The following is a 19907-nucleotide window of genomic DNA, read 5'->3' as shown; positions in this document are numbered from 1 at the left end:
GACCGGGCATGATCTTCGCGCAGCAGAGGAAGACGCCAGGTCAGGGAGACGGTCATGGCAACCCGGAAGACCTCCATCACGGAGGTGCCGTATGACGAACGCGGGAACCTGCTCTTCTACGTCGAAGGCACACGCGGCTACTCCTACCTCGACGACGATTCGTACGTGGTGGCGTACAGCATGCGACCCAACGTCGCGTTCACCGCGACACTGACCCTCGACTCCATGCGAACCGGGCGATCCGCGAAGTACCTGGTCTGGCGCGACGCCGACGGCCATCACTATCCGATGTTCATCTCGGACCTCACGACGATGCTGCCCCTGGTCACCGTGCGCCGCGGCGTGGTGTCCGGCACCTGGATCGTGCGCAAGAAGGGGCAGAACTTCGGCATCGCGCTCGACATGGGCAGCTGAGTCACGCACCGTCGCGCTTTCACCGCTTGCGGCCTCAGCCGGCCCCGCTGACGGCAAAGGTTCGACGCCCGGACATGCCGCAGGTCGCGCGGTGTTCGACTCAACCGCCCACGCTGGACGGTCGCGATTCTGGCGCCGCGGCGTGCGAGGTCAGCTCTTCGCTCGTCCGGATGAGCCGAGTGAATACAGCTTCGACGCGGCTCATCGGTTCGGTCATCGGGCCTCACTCCGCCCGCGTGACCTGCGAAGACTCAGTGGTAGCGGGTCGCCGACCACCACGTGGGCCGAGTTCGCATCGCGATACCCCCCCGGCCCGCCTGTGGTCGCTGCACAACGTGCCGGAGGCTCACCCGGCCGGGCGACTCACGATGCCGGCGGTGACCAGGCGCAGCGTCTGTTCCGCGCGTAGCAGGTCTCGTGTGCATCCTGTCTCGCCCAGCAGGTCGACGGCCTGCGCCGCCTCCGCTGCGGCCGAAGCGCGGTCGCCCAGCTTCCAGCGCACCTCGGCGCCGATCCGCACCGCCTCGGCGGTGTACGGCAGGTATCCCGCCGGTCGCGCGAGCTTGCTGGCCTGCTCGGCGTACCCGGACGCGGCCTGAAGGGCGCCGATGCCGAAGCTCAGTGCGGCACTGCCCAGCAATGCCGTCACGACTGCCTGTCGGCTTGCGGCCGCGTACGCCAGCCGCAGCGCCGTCCGCTGGTGCAGCATCGCCAGCGTGAATCGGCCACCGTGCCGGCGCACCGCCGCGAGACAGGACAGCGCGCGCGAGTACATGTGGAGGTCGCCGGTGGGGCGCAGCGCGGCGACCGCGATACGTGCCTCCTTCAGGGCGGCGACGGCGTCGTGGATCGCGAGCGAGACCTCGGCGAGGTGCACCCGCGCGCACATCTCGCCTTCGACGTCGCGCAGCGCCCGGTAGGTTTCGGCCGCCATGCTCAGCCGGGCCTGAGCAGCGTCGGTGAGGCCGCGATGGGTGTCGATGACGCCGAGACCGACCAGTGTCGAGGCCGCGCCGCGGCGCGTGCCGAGGCTGGTGTGGATGGCCAGCGCTTCCTGATACAGCTCCTCCGCCAGGTCGAGTCGCCCGCACAACGTGTGCACGACCGCGAGGTTGTTGAGCACAATGGCAGCGCCCGCGGTCGAGCCGGCACGACGGTGCGTCGCCAACCCACGATCGAGCGCGACAAGGGCGTCGGCGGTTTCGCCGAGAACAGAGTGTGCGACGCCTTGGGCGTTGGCCGCGGCGGCGGCGAGGGGCTGCCAGCGCGCCTGCACGGCGAGATGCTCGGCCGATGAACACCGTGGGATGGAGTCGCGGTACGCGCCGACGCTCTGGGCGGCCAGGCCCAGAGCAAGCTGTGCGACGGCCTGCCCGGCACTGTCGCCCGCGGCAGCCGCAGCGCTGTGCGCGGCCTCGGCGGCGGCCTGCCACGCGATGGTGTCCCGGCGGGCCATGAAATGCCCGCGCAGAGACGAGCACAGCAGCCATGCGAACTCGGGCACGCCTCGGCTCGCCGCCGATGTGATCAGCATGACCAGGTTCCGGTGCTCGGCCGCGAGCCAGGCGGCCGCCACGCCGACATCGACGGCATCGATGGGCCGCGGCACCGGCAGGCGCTGCATCTGCGGATACAAGGCCAGGGCCGCCGCCTCCGCGCCGGCCAGATAGCATCGGTACGCACGGCGGAGCGCCTCGTCACGGCCGTTGTCCATCTCGGCCAGGCGGATCGCGTACTCTCTGATGAGGTCGTGCAACGCAAATCGGCCGTCGCCTAGGCTGCGCACGAGGAAGGTGTCGACGAGCGCGTGTAACGTCTTTGTCGTCTCGCCGGTGTTGCGTTCGACCAACGCGGCGGCGACCGGCACACCGAAATCCCGCACCGGCAGTAAGCCCAGCCGCCGAAACAGCACCCGCTCCAGATCGGTTAGCGCGTCGTGCGAGACCGCGAAGGCGCGCTCCATCGACGAGCTGGCATCGCCAGGCACGGCAAGCTCGGCAAGTCGGTCCCCGTCCCGCAGCCGCGCGACGAGCTGCGCGATAGGTCTGACCGAGCGGTGATCGAGCTGAGCCGACGCGATGCGTAGGGCCAGCGGCAGACCACCGCAGAGCACCGCCAACTCGCGGCTCGCCTCGGGCTCGGTGGCTTCCGGGTCGACGAGCTGCACCGCGTCGGCGATGCTGAGTTCTGGCAAGTCCAGCTGACGCGCGCCGTCGCGTGCGACCAGCCCGGCAAGACGAGTCCGGCTGACGACCAGTACCGTCGTGCCGGGTCCACCGACGAGCAGTGGTCGCACATCGGCGGCAGCCGTGGCATTGTCGACGATGAGTAGAATCTTCCGGTTCGCCAGAAGCGAGCGCAATTGCCCGGTGGCGCGCTGCTCATCGGTTGGGATCTGATGTGTGGGTACGCCGAGCGCCGCCAGCACATGCGCAGCCGCCTCGACCGGTGACAGCGCCTTGCCGGGACCGTACCCACCCAGGTCCACAAAGATCTGACCGTCCGGGAACCGGGCCTGCGACCGGTATGCCCACCGCACGGCCAGCGCGGTCTTGCCGACACCGGCCATCCCCGAGATGACCGCGATGACCGCGACGTCGTCGTGCGTACCGATCCGGTCCAGCGCGTCCAGTTCGGCGACGCGGCCTACATAGTCGGGAGGGTACGGCGGCAGCTGCCGGGGCACCGCGCTGGGCGGCACCGCGATCACCGGCTCGGCAGGCCGGACCAGTTCGAGATCATTGTGCAGGATCCGGGCGTGCAGGCGTTGGAGGTCGGAGGCCGGCTCGACCCCGAGTTCGTCGGCGAGTAGACGATGCAGCCGATGGTAGGTGGCGAGCGCCTCGGCGCGACGCCCTGCGTGGACCAGCGCGGTCATGAGCTGTGCCCACGACCGCTCCCGCAGCGGTTCGGCGTCGATCGCGCCGTGAAGGATGTCGATCAGCTCATCGTGGCGGCCGGCGTCGAGCAGGAGATCGGCCATCTTGTCGCGCACTGTGCGCCGCTGCTCCTCCAGCCGCACACGGCAAGCTAGCAGTGCGCCCGTGGCCGGGATGTCCTCGAACGGTACGCCCCGCCAGTGCGCAAGCGCACCCTCGAACGCAGTAAGCGCTCGATCCGAGTTGCCCCGGCGCAGCTCAGCGAAGCCCCGACCGACGTCATCGGCGAAGACTGCGCTGTCCACCTGGCGCGGGTCCGCCATGATTCGGTAGCCGGTGGGCGTGTTGACGATCTGCTGGGAGCCGAGGCTCCGGCGCAGGGACCACACGTAGGTCGCCACGTTCCGAGCGGCCGACGGCGGTGGCCCGTCAGGCCACAGCTCTTCAATCAACCGTTCGGTGGAGAAGACCGCGCCAGGTGTGCTGAGCAGAAGCGCGAGCAGGCGCCGCTGCAGCGGTGGACCGAGCGGGATGGCGTTGTCTGTGGGCAACGTCAGTGCGGAGACACGTAACGGTCCGAGAACCGAATATCGCACCCTGCCTCCCAATCTTCGGCTTGGACGGCTCCAGGCCGAACGAGCAGCGCCACACTGCGCCGACTCGGCCTCGCTCGGCGAACGTGAGCCACGTGTATCCGGCGCGGATGTCGCGAGGATATCAACTGCCGACAATTGACTCGGCAGATCCGGACAGCCCACGGCGCCCGCGGGTGATGCAGACAGGGGGATCCCCCAGACGGACCTTGCAAAACGTCGGTACCGAAGGGCGGCCGTCGAGCCGACTGGACGCAAGCGGCGGCCAAGCTTCGACCCAATCGAAGAAAAGGAGCCCCATGAGGACAAGACTTGCCTCGGCGACAGGGGTCGCAGCATTGATACTCGGCGCCGTCGCCGGGATCGTCGGACCGGCCGGGTCGGCGTCAGCGGCACCCGCGCCCAACTGCACCATCCACGCGGATGTGCCGACCTACAGCGGCGGCAACATCGTCTACTCGGGCGGCGCGACCTGCAACTACCCGCTGTTCGTCGAGATCACCTTGCAGGACAACGGCTCGAACGTCGCTGACACCGAAACGGACTGCGGCGCGAATGTCTACTGTTCGGACCTTGGCCTGCACCCCAACAGGCAAGGCAACCAGCAGTGGTGCTCGGTAGTCAGGGTCGTCGTCTTCACGCCGGGCATGCGCGACTACGGCACCAAGAAGGCCTGCGAAACCGCGAACTGGTGAGGGGGATTCGTGAAAAGAACCAGACTGATGGCTTCGGCCGCCGTACTGGCGATGATGGCCGGCTCGTTGTTGACTGCGGCACCGGCCCAGGCAGCCCAGTCGTGCAGGGCCACCGCGTCCGCACCTACGTACCAGGCGGGCACGATTGTCTACAGCGGCGGCGTCACCTGCAGCCAACAGGCGACAGAGATCTCCATCACGGTCATCCTCGAGATGGACGGCAACGAAGTGGCCGACACCGCCAACTCCTGCATTTTTACCTACTCCTGTTATGACACGGGCCTGTACCCCAACCGCAGCGGCAACCAGCGGTGGTGCACTCGGGTAACCGCAACCAACCTGCTCGGAGCGCGTCAATGCGAGAGCCAGAACTGGTAGAAGGGAACTGCTCCATGCGTAAGCTCAAGGCCCTGGCCCTGACCGGCCTGGTCGTCGGCGCGGTTACAGTGGTCGGCGCCGCACCGGCGCAGGCGGCTCTGCCAACTGCCAGCCCCGACTTCTGCTGGACAGTCGCCTACGCCCCTACCTACTCCGCTAGCGGCCAGATTGTCTACGAAGGGGGCGTGCAATGCTATGGCAACGTACGTGACCTGGATGTATCAGTCGAGCTGGAGGTCGACGGCTCTTTCGCAGCCTCTACCGACAAAGAATGCTCCGGCGTTTCACGCTGCTTCGACCTTGGGCTCTACCCCAACCGCAGCGGCAACCAGAAATGGTGCACAGTCGTCTATGCGATCCACCTCAGCACGCGCCGGACCTGCGAGACCGCCGGCTTCTAGGGTCGATCCGGCGGATCTTGAAGTGGTGCGGTCGGGTTTGGTGCGAAGCCGGATGACGATCGAGGCGACGGTGACCGTTGCCTCGTAACGGGATCTCAACTTGTCGTACCGGGTGGCGACCGCCCGGAACTGCTTGAGCCGGTTGAAGGCCCGTTCGGCCTGGTTGCGGTCCTTGTACCGTGCGGTGTCGAAGTTCGGGGGCCAGCCGTCCCGCGATCCCTTGCGGGCGCGGCTGGCCCGCACATCAGCACGTTCCGGAATCGGGTGCGGGATGCCCCGGGCCCGCAGCGAGCGGCGATTCACCTTCGATCCTCAGCTTGAGTTCTATGTGCGTCACGAGCGCGGAAGGTGGGGTTGTTGTCTAGGGGCCTTGCTGGATGCGGTGCTGTGCGGGAGATGAAGGTCTGGCCCTTCGGCGTCGCCCTGCGGGGGGAGGCGTCAAACCTGCGATTCCCCTCGTAACGTGGAGGCCAGAACTTGAGGGATAGAGGTTCATGGCTGAGACGGGACGCCGGTTCTATCCGGAGTTCCGCGAAGGTGCGGTCCGGATCGTGCGTGAGACCGGCAAGTCGATCGCGCAGGTCGCGCGTGACCTGCCCGCACTGATCTGCCGCGATCCGGGGCGGTCCCGGTTGGTGGAGCGCCTGCGCCCGCGTCACTGGGTAGTCTCGTGTCCGTGTCTGACAAGGCGGAGCGACGGGCGGCGCGCGAGGTGGTTGCCGCGTACCACGAGGCCGAGTTGGGCGAGCTTGTTGCCCGCGTCGGTGAGGCTGTCGACCGCTACCGTGCCGGAGAGCTCGACGCCTTCGACGTTGACCGAGTGCTGTTCCAGTACTCGCGCGCGGCGAGGGAGCTCTGGAAGTACTGCAATTACGGCCAGGTGGAGATCGCCGCGGAGGTCATCAGAGCGCAGCCGTCCTGCGACTGGTGGGAGCGGGGCGCTCCGCGACAGCGGTCCTGACCGGGGCCGCGCAACACGGTCAGGTATCCGGAGCGTCAACACCGTCAACCGCTGGCCGCTCGCGGTGATGAGCTGCGACTGCTCCTCTGCGGTGCCCAACCGGGCGCTGTCCAACGACCCGCCGGTGCTCGGCAAGTGGACCCATCTGACCGGGGTCTTCGACGCGTCCGCGGGCCAGCTCAAGCTGTATGTCAACGGGGTGCTCCAGTCGACCACCGCCCAGGCGTCCAACTGGAACGCCACCGGCCCCTTCGGTGACGAGAACGGCGGCCGGCTGACCAGGGTCCGCCGGGCAACGCTCCAGCAGGGCAGCAAGACCGTCACCGATGGTGAGCTCGTCACCAACCTGGTGTACCGCGTGCCGCTCAGCAGGAACGCCGGCGGGCCGTACGACATGGACTACGCGGCCGTCTCCACCTGGGGACAGAAGGCCTTCCGACGGACGCCACGGCGATCTTCGGCGCGCAGGACGTACCGGGCACCAACAGCGCCAGTCAGGCCAGCCCGGGCAACAACGGTTACACATATGCCAGCGTGCGATACCTCAACGCCGGTGGCCTGGAGGTCAACACCGCCGAGCCCGGTGGACACATCGACACGAACGAGTACGACGCGTTCGGCAACGTGGCCCGCACGCTCCAGGCCAGCGAGCGGGCGCTCGCGCTGGCGCTACGCTGGCAACGGGCTTCTTGCTTCGTTCGGGGCCCAGACGACGTGCAAGTACACCAGCCCGTGCAAGAAGAAGGTGGAGCGGTGGCTCGGCGGCTGGATCTAAGGTTGGTCGATGGCTGACGTACCAAAGCTGCGCGATGTCGGCTGGGCACTGATCGTGATCATCGCCTGGCCGCTTGCCAAGGTGTACGGCGACTCCGACGCTGCGAGCCTGCGGTCCGATGCCGCCGAGGCTCCGTACAACCGGATCTCGGCGCAGCACGCCAACATCAGCCGGGGGAATGCCTGGGTGTTCTTCGCGCTCTGCGGGGTCCCCATCGCGATCATCAGCGCCTGGGTCGTCGGCCCGTTGCTCGGTCGGGCCGCCGGGAACTGGGCTGGCGCCGTGGGCATCGGTGTGGCGGTCGTCGGGTTCGCGATGTCGGGGTTGAGTTTCGCCAGGTCCGCCGCGGCCCGGCGCGCCTACTCCGACCGCCCGCCGTCGAGGCGGCGGAACCGGCCGGCCGTGCCGCCACCGGCCGCGGACGGTCCGGCGTGGGCGGTCTGGTGCAGCCGGCCGTCGTCATGGGACCTGGTGCCGGCGCTGCTCGTCGGCGCCGTATTCATGGTTGGCTCGCTGCCCTGACCGGGCCGGAGGTTGCGTGGGCCCGGAACTGCTTGTTGTTCAGCAGCGGCGGGACCAGCGTCAGGGTCGCGTTCGCGCGGCGCATCAGTGTCAGGCACGCCACACGCATCAGGTACGTCAGGGAACGATCCAAACGCGCGCGAGCCCAACGGACCGTGCGGCGCCGCGCTGCCGCCGACACCCGACGAACCCCGCTGCCACAGCCACTGCCACCAACCAGCCGACCGCTGCGCCTCGTGCCGCAGCGAACAACTGGGCGGCAACCGGTGACCGGCTCATACGCCCGTTCATGGCGCTCCTGCAGGGCGTCTTCAGGTCGGCCCGCCACGGCTACCCTGACACTGCTGTGGCCCGGGTCGTTCCGGGCGTCCTTGCGGCGCACGCCCGGGCGGCCGCGGTGGCCTGCACGCCTCAGGTCCGGTCGGTCCTCGCCACGCGGTTGCTCGCCGAGCCGATGGTGACGGTCCTGCGCCGTGACGCCCGCGCCGGTGATCGCTCCGGTGCTGCCAGCGAAGTTGATCCGGAGTGAAGCCGTGACCAGGGTGGATCAGAACGGGTGACACGCCCTGATGTCGTGAACCGCTGTGGCGGGCCGCTGTGAGCTCAACTTGTGTCACTGAATCTGATCCGGTTCGTGGACGAACCTGGCAGGGCCGGGGCCTCGGGGTGGGCGGTCAATGCGGTCGCAGGCGGCGTCTTCGGCCCGTTAGCCTCAAAGGATGATCACGCTGACGCCGGTGCTGGAGCGGTGGTCCGCTGACTGCCCGTTCTGGCCGGCCGAGCAGACCGACTTCTATTTCGCGGTTCCGCGTATGCCGACGTCGCAGCAGGTGGGGACGGTGGTCTGGACGTTGATCGGCCGCACCGTGACCGCCGACGACCTGTCGATCACCGCGGCGGATGCGGCCGAGGCGATCGAGAAGTATCTGACCAGTGACGACGAAGATTTCGCGCCGGGTGGGTTGCGGGTGGGTGACGACAACGTCGTCATCGACCCCGGCTGCTGCGTCGGCCTCGACGAATGGCGCGACTGGCTGCGCGTGATCGGCGGTGAGGTGATCGATCTCGGCCACGACCCCGACGCGTTGATCGAGCACCAAGGGCCGGTGGTCCGGGTTTGGAGGAGCGGCGGTCACCTGTCTTCAGGGTCGGTCCTCGACCCGGGCGAACCACACATCGACATCGCACGCCATGCCCTGCCGAAGCTTCTGGATGCGGTTCAGCAGGATCTCGCCGGTTTCCTCAACGCTCTGCATCCATGGGTGCGGGCCATCCGCGCCGATCTGGCGGACCCGCTGGCCGCGGCCGTGGACCAGCGCCTGCAGATCAGCGCGCCTCTCGGCCTATGACGCAGGGTGCGCTCCACCCGACGAAGCCGCTTCGGGTCTGTCAGGTCGTGGCCCCAACTCGGTCCTGCGACCTTCAAGCCGCTGTCGGGCGTTGCCCGGCAACAGCCGCGGCAACGGTAGCGGGGCGTGGTGGTCGTTCGCACCTACACTGGCGCCATGAGGCGAGCGCATGTCGTGTGGTGGGTCCTCGTCGGCGTCGGATTCGCCGGCGTGTTGGCGATGTTCTTCGCGATCTTCGTCCTGGACCTGACCCCGCCGCATCTGCTCTTCGCCGCGCTGCCGGTGTACGGCATTGCGCTGGGCCTCTGGCGCAACTCGCTACGGGACCGATCGGGCCACCTCCGCAGCCGCTGAAGGCTCACGCCAACGGGCGACTGGATCGATGCCTGTGCTCAGCGACCAGGGCCCCGGCAAAGTCGTGGCGAGCGTCCGGCTTGAGCTGATTGGGGTAGACGCGCCCTTGCTGGAGGCAGCAGATCCACGCCCCACGCTCGACCGCCACGATTTGCCTGCGGCCACGCAGGTAGAGCCGGACGGCGACCACGATGACGTTGGGCGGGAACCGGAACCCGGCGTACGCCGACCGTGGTGGCAGGGCCGGACGCCGACGGTTCGCGAACTTCACCGCCGCCTTGTGGGAGCGGGAGCCGCGCGGCATAGTTGGTCCTATCGGGACGGTGCTGGAGGGTCTCATGGGCATGGAGATCGTCGTGCCGGTGCCGGTGGCTGATCTGATCGCCCGGCGGAAACGCGAACGGTACTACGCCGCCGATGGCTACCTCAGCTCCGCCGAGGTGGCGTTGGCCTGGCCCGTGGTCTGGCGCTACGACGCGGTGATCCGGGCCAACGGGGTTCGCACGACCGAGCAACACGCAACCGGCACATACGGCACGAGTAGCTGGACCGAGTACCGGGCCGACGATGTCCAGCGGGTCGCTGACGCGATCGCCGACGGCACGGCTGTGCTCGAACCCGGCTGGCGCCGCGACACCGAGCAGGGCCAACAACTGCAGCGCCGGGCGTCGCAGGAGGCGCGCCGCCTGCAAACGCGGGCGACGGTGGTCCAGGGCGCCGTGGTTCTGCTGGTTGTACTGGTATTTGTCGGTCTGGTGGTACTTGCCACATTCTTCTGATCAGGCAGCCGCAGCCCGGAGCTCGCAAAAGGCTGCGCGCGCCAGCCGGCGCGAACTCCCGCGCACCGGGCGGCGCCGGCTTCGCGGTCACGCGCAGAGCGGCTATTCGGCGTGGGCGACACTCGTGCGGTGCGGTCCGAGGGCAGGGCTCCGGCATAGTCGTTAGGTGATGCCGAGTAGGGCCAGTGGTCGGTTGGTGTCGCGGGCGTGGTGGCGGATCTTCAGGGTGCGGATCCCTCGGCGGCCGTGACCGCGATCGGCGGTGCGGTCGGCGACCGGAACGAGTCGCCAGGGCAGGCGGGCCAGTTGCTGGTGCAGGCTGGGCTGGTTGCCTTTGACGGTCAGGATCCAGTGCGCGCCGCGCCCGGCGAGGTAGGTGACGTGGTCGCGTTGACAGTGCAGCGCGTCGGCGGTCACGACGGTGCCGCGCAGGTTGCCGATCTGATCCAGCAGGGCAGTGAAGCGGGTGATCTCGTTGGTCTTGGTGTCGACGTCGGTGCTGGCCAGGACAACGCCGGTGTGCTGATCGGCGGCTGCGAGGACGTGCCGGCCGACGCTGTCGCGGGCGCGTGAGCCGCGCAGGGTCTTGCCGTCCACGGCGATCGCTCGTCGGGACCCGGGTGCCGGTGCGGGGATCCTTGCGTCGAGTCAGATCTCGATGACCGCGGCAACGGCGCTTCTACACGAAACAACTCAACCCGGACACACATAAACGACTTTGCCGGGGCCCGGCTCAGCGACATGTCCGCCAGGTGAGTTTCCGACGCTGACGGCCTGGTCGCTCCCGGATCATGTCAGTACTGTGCATCCGGCCGTAACGCCGAGCGCGTGCCGACGGTCGTCGGTAGCGTGCGGACGGCGCACATAATGAGCGCATGGTCGGGAAGCGAAAACGGCGACGACGGTTGCGGCCGGACGATCAGGCGAAGAGGTCGACCAGGCTGAAAATGCGCCCCACGCCGCCCAGGCGCCGCCCACGGCACAGCTCGCCATACGCCAACACGAAGGAGTGGGCCGGCATTGTCGTGGCCACCGTTGCCGGGCTGGTGTTCTTGGGCATCGCGCTCCAGATGTACTACGACCATCGGATCCTGCAGCAACGTGGGCTGGTCACCACGGGCGACATCGTGTCAGTGTCGTACACCAAAGGAGGTTACTTCGCGGAAGTTCGGTTCACCACCGCCGACGGAAGGACCGTCCAGGCCGACGTGTCGAGCCCGGGCGATGCGACTGAGGTCAAGGTTGGCGCGCGGATGGAAGTCCGGTACGACCCGAAGGACCCGACCGGCCGGGTGGAAGACCCGAGCGGCGACGGGAGCAGCCGCTGGATGGCGGGTATCGGCGGAGTCGTGCTCCTGGCCGGCGCCGCCTACGGCGTCACCCGCGTCGCGTAGGTCACCGCGAGCACGCCGCAACGCCACGGGAGGAGTTCCCGACACCTGGAGAAGGTGCTCCCCATGCAGGCGTTTGAGGAAGACCCGCAGGCAGACTGGTACACGGGGGAGTGGCGGTGCGCATTTCGGCCGTACCTGGTTGCGCATGACGATCTGCGAACCCTACGAACCGATAGCGACCGGGAAGCCGGTCAGCAGTCCGTGGTCCTGCGTGCCGTCATCGCCGTGCAGGGTGGGTGTCGCCGTGGCCGGGCTCGAGGCCACCAGCAGCTTCGGCGGCCATGTCCCTGTGCCCTGCTTCGTCACGTTTCACCGGATGACCGGTCGGCCTCCACACCCTGCTGGCCTTGGCCGCCTATGGGTAGCTTCACGTCGACCGACATGCCACGGCCGGCCGGGCTGGCCAACGTCAATGTACCGCCGAGCGCCTCGACGCGGTCGCGCAGGCCGGCCAGGCCGGAGTCCTGGTTCGGGTCCGCGCCGCCGGTGCCGTCGTCGTGGACGGTCACGGTGAGGATCTCGTCAGGCGCCGACTCGTCGGCGACGACGTCGATCTCCACGGAGACCTCCGAGACGTCGGCGTGCCTGGCCGAGTTGGCGAGCGCTTCCGAGATCACGTGGTAGGCGGCGACCTCGACGTAGCCGGGCAGGCGACGGTTCAGCCCGCCGTGCACCGCCACCGGGACCGTGCTGCGGCGGGCGAGCGCCTTGACCGCGGGGACCAGTCCGCCCTGGGAGAGGAGTGCCGGATGGATACCGCGGACGATCCGCTGAAGGTTCTCGAAGGCGGCGGCCAGCCCCGCGGAGGTGTCCGACAACCGGGACCGCACCTCGCCGAACTCCTTGGGGATCGCCGCCTCGGCGAGGCGCAGCTCCAGCCCGAGTGAAATGAGCCGCTGCTGGACGCTGTCGTGCAGCTCGCGTTCGATGCCGCGGCGGGCCTCGTCCGCGGCGAAGACGAGCCGGGCCCGCGACGCGGTGAGCTCCGCCCGGCTCTCGGTGTTGGCGATCGCGGTCGCGACGAGCTCGGTGAACTTCGCAAGCTCATGCTCGATGCCAAGCGGCGCCGGGCCGGCCCGGCGCCATAGGGCGACGACGACGCCCCAGACCCGGCCCTCGACGACGATCGGCGCGCCGACCGAGGCGTGCATGCCCCCCGCGTGGGCGAGATCGGCCAGCGGGCCGCTACAGCCCTCGTACGAGTCGATGCGGGCCGGACGGGAGCCGTGCAGCACCAGCTCCGCGACGCCACCGGCGAAGTCAATCTGTTTGCCCAGTGTCGACTCGGGTCCTGGCTCTCGGTTGTACTCGGCGACGCCGGTCACCGTCCTGGGAGCGTCCCAGCGCCAGACCCGCGTGGCGTCCGCGTCGAACAGGTCGGCCGCCTCGACGGCGACCGCTGCCACGATCTCGGCGAAGGCGACGCCGTTGGCCACCAGCACTGCCACCCGGCGCAACGCCGCCTGCTGGGCGAGGAGCGCCTGCAGCCCGGCCCGGTTCGCCTGCAAGGATCGACCGGCCCGCAGCACGGTCGCCAGCCCGGGCACCACCCCGTCCCGCAGGCGCCGCAGGACACGGTCCGGGACGTCTCCGGGGACGACGAGCGCGCCCGGGTCCAACGGCAGCTGGATCTGGCCCTCGCGCCGCGGTACCGGGTCAGGCTCGATCGCCGCATACGGCAGCTGCATGGCGTACGCGATCCGATCGGAGGCTTCCGGAAGTACAGCGCGCACATCGTCGGCGCCGAGGATGAGCCGGGTCATTTCGGCAACCGCGTCGGCCTCCCGTTTTCGTTCGATGGATTCGAGCGCCCGCGCGCGGGCCAGCTGCGCCAGCGAACCGGAGACCGTGGCGACCATGAGGTACACCGAAAGCCCGAGCCAGTCCCGCCAGTCCCCGGTCTGGAAGCGCCCGATCGGCGGGGTGTGGAAGTAGTCGAACGCGAGCGCGCTGAGGATCGACGTCGCCACACCCGACCACAGACCCCACACCGTGGAGACGACGAGGACACCGGGCAGGTAGACGAGAGCCAGGGCTTCCATCGGAGCAACCTGCCGCAGCGGGACGACCAGCAGGGTCTCCACGACGGTGAACCCGGCGCCGACTGCGATCCCTACGGCAGCTGACGGCTGGCTGACCCGCACCAGCCATGACGCTAGGCGTCCGCGCATCAATCGGTCCTCTTGTCGAACACTTCGGTTCCGGCGTGGCTGGGCAGGCGGAGCCGGTCGAGGGAGGCAACCAGTCGATGTTAGGGCGGCAGGCATCGAACGCCGGACTCGTTGCGGTCCGGGCGCCGCGGATCACCCCATGATTCACCTTGGGTGCGGCGCATCACCGCCGATGACCGGCGCGTGGATGTGCGAAAAGAGCGCCGCTGTCGGCGGCGACCCAAGCAGCGCCCGGCGTCCACCAGCAACGTGCCGCGGTGCAGGATTCCGCCGGATGATAGCTGGAGCCGTAACTGCGGTACAGAACGTATGAGTAGGTCCACGGGTCAAGCTGCACAGCACGTGGAATGGGCCGGACGGGTGACCGCCGGAGGTAGCGAGATGGATGACATGCCCATCGGTCGCCGCGTGGCGGTCGCGAGTAGGGAGGGGTGGAGGGGGCACGGTGACATCACCGGTACGGCTCACCCAGGACGAGATCACGGCGCTGAGCGATCTTGCGAGGGAGCAGCGGCCGCTGCTGCTTCGCCACGGCGTCGACATCCGGGCGTGGGGGCCGAGCGAGGACGGCGCGTTCTTCGACATCCTGTACACCGGCGACGGCCGGCCGACGGATGACCTGACGGCGCCATTCCACCGGCATCGGCCGGGGACAGTTCGCTTCACCCGGACGCAATTCATGTCCGGCTATCGAGATCCACTGCACTAGCGCTGCCGTTGGCTGCGCCGATCGGCCGCTGGGCGAGTCCGCGCAACGCCGGCAACGGTTCGATCCCCAACTTCTCGGCGAGGGTGTGGAACGTCCTCGCCGTCCGCATGCTCATCGCCGGGCTGCTCGCAGCCGCCCTCACCGGCGCCCCGGCCGGAGCGTCCGTCCGTCGTCAGATGCCGGCGCCGAGCTCCTCGACCAGACCGTAGCGGGCATACCCGCGCACGTCCTCGTCGTCGTCCTCGGCGAGCACCCGCAGCGCCGCGAGTGCCCCCTCCTCCGGCGCCGCCGGATCCACGAGGCTCGGAATGCTCGCCGCCACTCGGAACCGGACCTCCGCGTCGGGGTGGCCGGCCAGCCGCAGCACCGCCGGCAACGCGCCCGGCACCTCGTTGTAGCCGGTCGCCGACACCACCCACGGCAGCACGTCCGGATGCGTCTCGCGGTCGAGGAGGTCGAGCAGCACCGGCCAGTTCCCGCGGCGCAGCTCAGCGGCGGCCGGGTCGTCACGGCCGGCCTCCCGCATGACGCGCACACCCAGCTCCCGGCGGCGTGGGTCCGCATCGCCCGCGAGCGCCCAGGCGGTCCGGAACACCTCGGGAGTGGCGCGTTCGTGCAGCGCTACCAGGTGCTTCCAGTGCCACTCCGGATCGTCGTCGCGGACCTCGGCCTCCGCCGCGGCGAACAGCTCCGCCGTCGACAGGTGCAGCGGCGAATCAGGTGCCTGAGACTCGGCCACGACATCATCTCCCCATCGTGAGAAACCCTTGCCATGTGGATGGTACGAACTCTGCTCGAGCAGGTCGGCACGGTCGACGTCGCGAACCGGCGCCTCGACCTCTCGCCGCAGCCGTGGCTGGAACGGGCCGGGACGGACATCGCCGACGCGCTCGTCCTCGCGCAGGCGGCGATGGGTGGTCCACGGCCGGACTCGTGGCTGCGGGCCGCGATGACGCGGTACGAGATCGCCTACGACCAGCTGGAGACACCGGCCGGCCGACCCGGCCGCGGAGTTGACCTCGGCAGGTCCGGCCGGCCATGTGGTGCCGGCCTCGGGTTCGGCGCTGCAGCGATGCGTCCCGCCGTCGGCGCGGCTCGCGGCTGTGGCGCGGCCATTACCCTCATGTACGTGGGTGATGCGGACGAGGCCGCGCACGCGCGGCGGGATGCCCTGCTCGAAGAGGCGTTCCAGGCCGTCGCCGCGTACGCGAGCGGCTGGCGCGACGAACCGGGCACCGTTGCGTGGCTGCTGGAGCGCGGCGTGGCCGACCCCGACCACAACGTGCGCCGGCAGGTGGTCAACTCGCTGGCCCGGCTGTGGCCGGGCCATCCACGGGCGGGCGTGCACGTGCGCGGGCGCGTGCACGCCCGGACGGACACGGTGCGGTGCGGCACGAGGCGGCGTACTGGCTGGCCCACGGCTGGCCGGACGCGCCCGGCACCGAAGCGGTGCTGCGCCGGTGCGCCGTCGCGGACCCGGCCGAGGAGGTCCGCCGGTGCGCGATCGACGTGCTTGCCGGGTCGGCGCCGCATTCGCCGCCGTACGAGTACCGTCCCGGCCTGTGGCGTGACCGCCCCGGCGTGGTGGCGCTGGTTCGCGAGCGCGCGCTCGACGATCCATCGCCGCTGGTGCGCCGCGCGTGCCTGGAGACCCTCGCCGCCGGTTGGACGGCCGACCCGCACGTGCGCTCGATGCTGCGCGAGCGGGCCGTCGCCGACCCGGACTGTTCCGTGCGGATCGGCGTTTGGGAGGCGCTGGTCCGCCGGTGGGCCACCGATCCATCCACAGTGGACCTCCTGCGGGAGCGGGCCGTCGCCGAACCCACCGACCTGGGGCGCCGCAACGCGCTGCGTGTTCTTGCCGAGGCGTCCGGTTGCGCCGAGTAGGCGCCGGCGTCACAGCTCCAGACGGTACCCCAGCCGCAGGCGCAGTTCCACGCACACCTCGTCGGCCGGGATTGTGTAGACCGCCGGGCCGCCCCAGTCGGCGTACTCCCGGTCGTGGTCGGCGATGTCGTTCTCGGACAGGTCGAGCAGGGTGAGCCTGTCGAGGGCCGCCGCGCGCAACAGTGCGCCCAGCCCGCCGCAGCGTACGTTGCGCAGTACCAGTTCCCGCAGGGCGGGCATCGACGCGTCAGCCAGTGCATCGAAGCCTTCCGGCGTCACCGGGTTGCCGCTGAGGTCGAGCCGGGTCACGGTGGTGCGCAGCGGGCTGTCGGTGAGTGCGCGGATGCCGTCGTGGCCGACCGCGTTGCCGACCAGCTCCAGGTGCGTCACGGAGGTCAATGCGGGGTTGGCCGCCAATGCCGCGGTCCCGCTGTCGCCGAGCTGGTTGTGGTGCAGCGCGAGCCGCTCCACGTCGGCGAACCGGGTGTCGGTGCGCAGCAGATCGTACGAGTCGGGCTCCAGCCCGACGTCGCGCAACGTCACCGACCGGGTCTGCGCGGCTCGGCTCAGCTGGTCGGCCAGCTCTCGATGCCCATCGCTCATGCGGTCTGCGCCTCTCCGTGGGAAGTACCGGTCATGCACCGTAGCGACCCATTGCTACGGTGCGGGGATGCGGGTTCGCGGCGGCGGAGCGGAGGGGGAGCGGCACTGTCCGGCCCGGCGTCCGGAGCTGGTGTCCACGGTGCCGGTGCCGGACGCCTGGCACGAGTCGTACCTGCCGCCGGCGGTCGGCGGCGGGCTGCTGCTCGCCGCCGCGGGTGCCGCGTGCGACGCGGTGACCGGCACCGTGCCCGCGCTCATCGCGCTGGACGCCCGCTCGGCGGTGGAGCGGTTCCGGGTGCGGGTGCCGCTCGGGTGGCGGGGAGCGGAAGGGTGTCAGGTGGGCGTGCCGCGCCCGCTGCCGGACGCCCGCATCCTGCTGCCGGTCTACCAGTGGGACGAGTCGTTCACGGTGTACCTGATCGATGCGGACGGCCGGATCCTGCGCGCGGACGATCTCGCCGCCGGCCGGGAGTCGGCCCTGGACGTGTACGGCGCCGATGTGAGCGTCAAGCTGTGGCAGGAGCCGCTCGCCGTGGGGACCGGTGCCTACCTCGCGTCATGGGTGTACCGCGCCTACTCCTGGCACCTGCAGTGCCGGGACCTGGCGACCGGGGCACTGCGCTGGGAGGCGGCGGAGCGGGCCCTTGCCGCGGCCGGGGACCTCGTCGTCACCGAGACCGCGCCGGGCCAGGACAACGGGGGTGAGATCGTCGGCCGGGCGATCGCCGACGGCCGCGAGCGGTGGCGGCTGCCGCCGTGGCAGATCTTCCCGCGGCGGGCCCGCTCGTTCGGCGCGGTGGTGGGCGACACGGCGGTGCTGGTGGACCGCGGGCGCCGGTTCGCCGCGGAAGCGGCCCGCGAGGAGGCGATCGTCGCGCGCGCGGCGGAGTTCGACGTGGAGCCCGACCTCGACGACCTGGCTCGAGCCTGGGAACGGCAGCATCCGGCGCCGGGGGAGGAGCTGGTCGGTTACGACCTGGCCGGCGGGCGTGAGCGATGGCGCTACCCGGTGGGCGGCGAGGTCGTCGCGATCGCCGAGGGCCCCGCGATGGTCTGTGCCGTGGTCGTCGACGGCGCGCGGCGCTACCGGCTGGAACGGATCCTCGTGGACGGGCCGCGGCCGCGCCGCAGCGAACCCGTCGACATCGACCTCGGTGGCGGCGACGTCGCGCGCCGGGACCCGCCGGTGATCGCGTACGTGGACGCCACCCATCTGCTGCTGGCGGACTCGACCGAGCTGGTCTGCGTGTCCACCCCCGCGCCCGAGACGGTCGTGTGGCGGCTCCCGTTGCCGGACAGCCCGCTGGCGCCCCGGCCGAACCCCGGCGACCGCCGGATGCTCGGTTCCTCGATCGCCGTCGCGTACGGCCGCGTCTGGGTGCGCGGCACCGACTCGGCATGGATGTTCGCCGAGGCGGCCGCCGGCTCGTAGCCCGCCCGATCCGGCGGCCGCCCGTACGGGCGCGGCTCGGAGCGACAAGCGAAAAGTGATCCGATGTGTGCGCGTCGCGTCTCTCTCCCCCCGGGGTGCTGGCATCCCCAGGCACCGAGCCGGTCCACGATCCGTTGACCGGCGTCGCGTGCTGGTCGGGCCCGGTCCGTCGTCAACGGGTTGACCGCCTGGCGCGTTGGCCGGACGGCGGTGGGCGGTACACCAACGTGCGGTGACGCCCCGAGCCGCGGATCGGCCTTGCGCGAATCGACCCCGCCGGGTCACCCGCCGTCGTATCGTCGTGATCAGTGCCCCCAAGCAACGGTCGATGCGGGGTTCTCCGATGTCGCGGTTCGTCGTCGGTGCCGACCGGCGGGGACCGCCAGGTGTACAGGCGTTATGGCAGCGCCTGCGGCGAGCGACGTCCCCGGCACACGTGCGAAGGATGCGTCCATGGCAAGTTCCGCTGGGCCGGTCCGGTGGTTCGCCGACCGCAAGGTCGGCACGAAGATCTACACGGCCGTCGCGGCCGTCGTCGTCGCCGCGGTGGCGGGCGGCGTCGTCGCCACCGTCGCGCTGTCGCGCACGTACCAGCGCGGGCAGGACATCAACGTGCAGATCCTCCTCCCGTCGATGCGCCTGGCCGAGGCCCGGGTGCAGGTCAACGCGGTGCGCATCGCCGTCCGCGACGTGGCGCTCACCTCGGACCCGGCGGCGGCGAGCGCGGCCGAGCAGCGGGTGCGCACCGCCGACGCCGCGGTGGACACGAACATCCAGGCGTACCTGCGGAACGCGGCCGACCCGGCGGCCGTTCGGCGGTTCATCGACCTGTGGCGACAGTACCGCGACGCCCTGAACAATCAGCTGCTGCCGGCGGCCCGGGCGAACGACTTCGCCGCCTTCGTCAAGGTCAGCTCGCAGGTGACGTCCCCTCTTTCCGTGCAGGCCATGACCGAGCTGGACACCGCGACCAAGGCGGAGGCGAGCCGGGCCGAGGGCACCGTCGCCGCCGCCCGCTCCACCTACCAGCAGGGCCGGACGGTCCTGTACGCCGTGCTGGGCGCCGGCATCGTGCTCGCGGCGCTGCTGGCCTGGTGGGTCACCCGCATGATCACCAGGTCGCTGCGGCGGGTGAGCGAGGTGCTGTCGGCGGTGGCCGCCGGCGATCTGACCCGCGTGGCCGAGGTGGACTCGGGCGACGAGGTGGGCCAGATGGCGAAGGCCCTCGACGCCGCGACCGGCCGCACCCGGCAGGTGATCGCGGGGGTCGCCGAGACAGCGGGCAGCGTCGCCGCGTCGTCGGAGGAGCTGTCGGTCACCAGCGACCAGATCGCCGCGACCGCGGAGGAGACCAGCGCCCAGGCGGGCGTGGTGGCCGCGTCGGCGACGCATGTGTCCAGCAACGTGCAGAGCGTGGTGACCGGCGCCGAGCAGATGACCGCCTCCATCAAGGAGATCGCGCAGAGCGCCGGCGAGGCCGCCGCGGTCGCCGGGCAGGCCGTACGCGACGCCCGCAACGCCAACGAGATCGTGGGAAAGCTGGGCTCCTCCTCGACGGAGATCGGCAACGTGCTGAACCTGATCACCTCGATCGCGGAGCAGACCAACCTG

Annotated in this window: 20 protein-coding genes and 1 pseudogene; 16 read left to right on the top strand and 5 right to left on the bottom strand. The window is 70.1% G+C overall.

Going from position 1 to position 19907, the window contains the following annotated elements; genetic code table 11:
* Window positions 1–54: 54 nt before the first annotated feature.
* Window positions 55–414 carry a hypothetical protein gene (locus tag ACFY3L_RS53480; RefSeq protein WP_389343349.1) on the top strand — a complete coding sequence of 120 codons (360 nt, stop codon included), beginning with the start codon at window positions 55–57 and terminating at the stop codon, window positions 412–414.
* Between the two features lie 346 nt (window positions 415–760).
* Here the strand turns inward: ACFY3L_RS53480 and ACFY3L_RS53475 are convergent, their stop codons facing one another.
* Entirely contained in the window at window positions 761–3889 is a 3129-nt protein-coding gene (locus ACFY3L_RS53475) for a BTAD domain-containing putative transcriptional regulator (RefSeq protein WP_389343346.1), read from the bottom strand.
* A 335-nt stretch (window positions 3890–4224) separates the two neighbouring features.
* Here ACFY3L_RS53475 and ACFY3L_RS53470 point away from each other — a divergent pair, with 335 nt between their 5' ends.
* The 10 genes and pseudogenes from ACFY3L_RS53470 (at window position 4225) to ACFY3L_RS53425 (ending at window position 10100) form a co-directional block, all read left to right on the top strand.
* The gene (locus ACFY3L_RS53470) at window positions 4225–4581 is read left to right on the top strand and encodes a hypothetical protein (RefSeq protein ID WP_389343343.1); all 357 of its coding nucleotides are present in this window, start codon (window positions 4225–4227) and stop codon (window positions 4579–4581) included.
* Between the two features lie 9 nt (window positions 4582–4590).
* Complete coding sequence (locus tag ACFY3L_RS53465) at window positions 4591–4959, top strand: hypothetical protein (RefSeq protein WP_389343340.1); 369 nt, start codon at window positions 4591–4593, stop codon at window positions 4957–4959.
* 14 nt (window positions 4960–4973) lie between these two features.
* A complete protein-coding gene (locus ACFY3L_RS53460) occupies window positions 4974–5360 on the top strand; it encodes a hypothetical protein (RefSeq protein WP_389343337.1) in 387 nt (128 codons plus the stop codon).
* Between the two features lie 676 nt (window positions 5361–6036).
* Window positions 6037–6321: a hypothetical protein gene (locus tag ACFY3L_RS53455; RefSeq protein ID WP_389343335.1), complete on the top strand. Its 285-nt coding sequence runs from the start codon at window positions 6037–6039 to the stop codon at window positions 6319–6321.
* A 67-nt stretch (window positions 6322–6388) separates the two neighbouring features.
* Window positions 6389–6562, top strand: a pseudogene (locus ACFY3L_RS53450) (LamG-like jellyroll fold domain-containing protein); the annotation flags it as partial.
* Window positions 6563–6855: 293 nt separating this feature from the next.
* Window positions 6856–7113, top strand: a complete 258-nt coding sequence (locus ACFY3L_RS53445) for a hypothetical protein (RefSeq protein ID WP_389343406.1) — start codon at window positions 6856–6858, stop codon at window positions 7111–7113.
* Window positions 7106–7618, top strand: a complete 513-nt coding sequence (locus ACFY3L_RS53440; RefSeq protein WP_389343332.1) for a hypothetical protein — start codon at window positions 7106–7108, stop codon at window positions 7616–7618. Before ACFY3L_RS53445 ends, ACFY3L_RS53440 begins: the two co-directional genes overlap by 8 nt.
* 719 nt (window positions 7619–8337) lie before the next feature.
* Window positions 8338–8967 (top strand): hypothetical protein, encoded by a 630-nt coding sequence (locus ACFY3L_RS53435; protein ID WP_389343329.1) that lies wholly within the window; start codon window positions 8338–8340, stop codon window positions 8965–8967.
* Between the two features lie 156 nt (window positions 8968–9123).
* Window positions 9124–9321, top strand: coding sequence for a hypothetical protein (locus ACFY3L_RS53430; RefSeq protein WP_389343326.1), 198 nt, complete (start codon window positions 9124–9126; stop codon window positions 9319–9321).
* 338 nt (window positions 9322–9659) lie between these two features.
* Window positions 9660–10100, top strand: a complete 441-nt coding sequence (locus tag ACFY3L_RS53425) for a hypothetical protein (protein WP_389343323.1) — start codon at window positions 9660–9662, stop codon at window positions 10098–10100.
* 162 nt (window positions 10101–10262) lie between these two features.
* Here ACFY3L_RS53425 and ACFY3L_RS53420 read toward each other — a convergent pair whose 3' ends face one another.
* Window positions 10263–10697, bottom strand: coding sequence for an ISAs1 family transposase (locus ACFY3L_RS53420; RefSeq protein ID WP_389343320.1), 435 nt, complete (start codon window positions 10695–10697; stop codon window positions 10263–10265).
* Between the two features lie 278 nt (window positions 10698–10975).
* Here ACFY3L_RS53420 and ACFY3L_RS53415 point away from each other — a divergent pair, with 278 nt between their 5' ends.
* Window positions 10976–11494: a DUF3592 domain-containing protein gene (locus ACFY3L_RS53415; RefSeq protein WP_389343317.1), complete on the top strand. Its 519-nt coding sequence runs from the start codon at window positions 10976–10978 to the stop codon at window positions 11492–11494.
* Window positions 11495–11796: 302 nt separating this feature from the next.
* Here ACFY3L_RS53415 and ACFY3L_RS53410 read toward each other — a convergent pair whose 3' ends face one another.
* Window positions 11797–13665, bottom strand: a complete 1869-nt coding sequence (locus ACFY3L_RS53410; protein ID WP_389343314.1) for a DUF4118 domain-containing protein — start codon at window positions 13663–13665, stop codon at window positions 11797–11799.
* Between the two features lie 445 nt (window positions 13666–14110).
* Between ACFY3L_RS53410 and ACFY3L_RS53405 the strand changes: the two genes are divergently transcribed.
* Window positions 14111–14374 (top strand): hypothetical protein, encoded by a 264-nt coding sequence (locus ACFY3L_RS53405; RefSeq protein ID WP_389343311.1) that lies wholly within the window; start codon window positions 14111–14113, stop codon window positions 14372–14374.
* 172 nt (window positions 14375–14546) lie between these two features.
* Here the strand turns inward: ACFY3L_RS53405 and ACFY3L_RS53400 are convergent, their stop codons facing one another.
* A complete protein-coding gene (locus ACFY3L_RS53400) occupies window positions 14547–15113 on the bottom strand; it encodes a HEAT repeat domain-containing protein (protein ID WP_389343308.1) in 567 nt (188 codons plus the stop codon).
* Between the two features lie 647 nt (window positions 15114–15760).
* Here ACFY3L_RS53400 and ACFY3L_RS53395 point away from each other — a divergent pair.
* On the top strand, window positions 15761–16261 hold the full coding sequence (locus tag ACFY3L_RS53395; protein WP_389343305.1) for a HEAT repeat domain-containing protein: 501 nt from the start codon (window positions 15761–15763) through the stop codon (window positions 16259–16261).
* Between the two features lie 9 nt (window positions 16262–16270).
* Here ACFY3L_RS53395 and ACFY3L_RS53390 read toward each other — a convergent pair whose 3' ends face one another.
* Window positions 16271–16864, bottom strand: coding sequence for a hypothetical protein (locus ACFY3L_RS53390; RefSeq protein WP_389343302.1), 594 nt, complete (start codon window positions 16862–16864; stop codon window positions 16271–16273).
* Window positions 16865–16931: 67 nt separating this feature from the next.
* Between ACFY3L_RS53390 and ACFY3L_RS53385 the strand changes: the two genes are divergently transcribed.
* Window positions 16932–18296 (top strand): hypothetical protein, encoded by a 1365-nt coding sequence (locus tag ACFY3L_RS53385; RefSeq protein ID WP_389343299.1) that lies wholly within the window; start codon window positions 16932–16934, stop codon window positions 18294–18296.
* Window positions 18297–18749: 453 nt separating this feature from the next.
* A partial coding sequence (locus ACFY3L_RS53380; RefSeq protein WP_389343296.1) for a methyl-accepting chemotaxis protein occupies window positions 18750–19907 on the top strand: 1158 nt, incomplete at its 3' end.

This window comes from Dactylosporangium sp. NPDC000521 (assembly GCF_042898305.1).
In the GTDB taxonomy this organism is placed as follows: domain Bacteria; phylum Actinomycetota; class Actinomycetes; order Mycobacteriales; family Micromonosporaceae; genus Dactylosporangium.
The sequence above is the reverse complement of the archived record's forward strand: the minus strand, read 5'-3'. Positions and strand labels throughout refer to the sequence as shown.

Bases quoted from the DNA above. Each gene is read 5' to 3' on its own strand.
- ACFY3L_RS53480 (WP_389343349.1), top strand. From the start codon at position 55: ATGGCAACCCGGAAGACCTCCATCACGGAGGTGCCGTATGACGAACGC.
- ACFY3L_RS53460 (WP_389343337.1), top strand. From the start codon at position 4,974: ATGCGTAAGCTCAAGGCCCTGGCCCTGACCGGCCTGGTCGTCGGCGCG.
- ACFY3L_RS53440 (WP_389343332.1), top strand. From the start codon at position 7,106: ATGGCTGACGTACCAAAGCTGCGCGATGTCGGCTGGGCACTGATCGTG.
- ACFY3L_RS53435 (WP_389343329.1), top strand. From the start codon at position 8,338: ATGATCACGCTGACGCCGGTGCTGGAGCGGTGGTCCGCTGACTGCCCG.
- ACFY3L_RS53430 (WP_389343326.1), top strand. From the start codon at position 9,124: ATGAGGCGAGCGCATGTCGTGTGGTGGGTCCTCGTCGGCGTCGGATTC.
- ACFY3L_RS53425 (WP_389343323.1), top strand. From the start codon at position 9,660: ATGGGCATGGAGATCGTCGTGCCGGTGCCGGTGGCTGATCTGATCGCC.
- ACFY3L_RS53415 (WP_389343317.1), top strand. From the start codon at position 10,976: ATGGTCGGGAAGCGAAAACGGCGACGACGGTTGCGGCCGGACGATCAG.
- ACFY3L_RS53410 (WP_389343314.1), bottom strand. From the start codon at position 13,665: ATGCGCGGACGCCTAGCGTCATGGCTGGTGCGGGTCAGCCAGCCGTCA.
- ACFY3L_RS53390 (WP_389343302.1), bottom strand. From the start codon at position 16,864: ATGAGCGATGGGCATCGAGAGCTGGCCGACCAGCTGAGCCGAGCCGCG.
- ACFY3L_RS53385 (WP_389343299.1), top strand. From the start codon at position 16,932: ATGCGGGTTCGCGGCGGCGGAGCGGAGGGGGAGCGGCACTGTCCGGCC.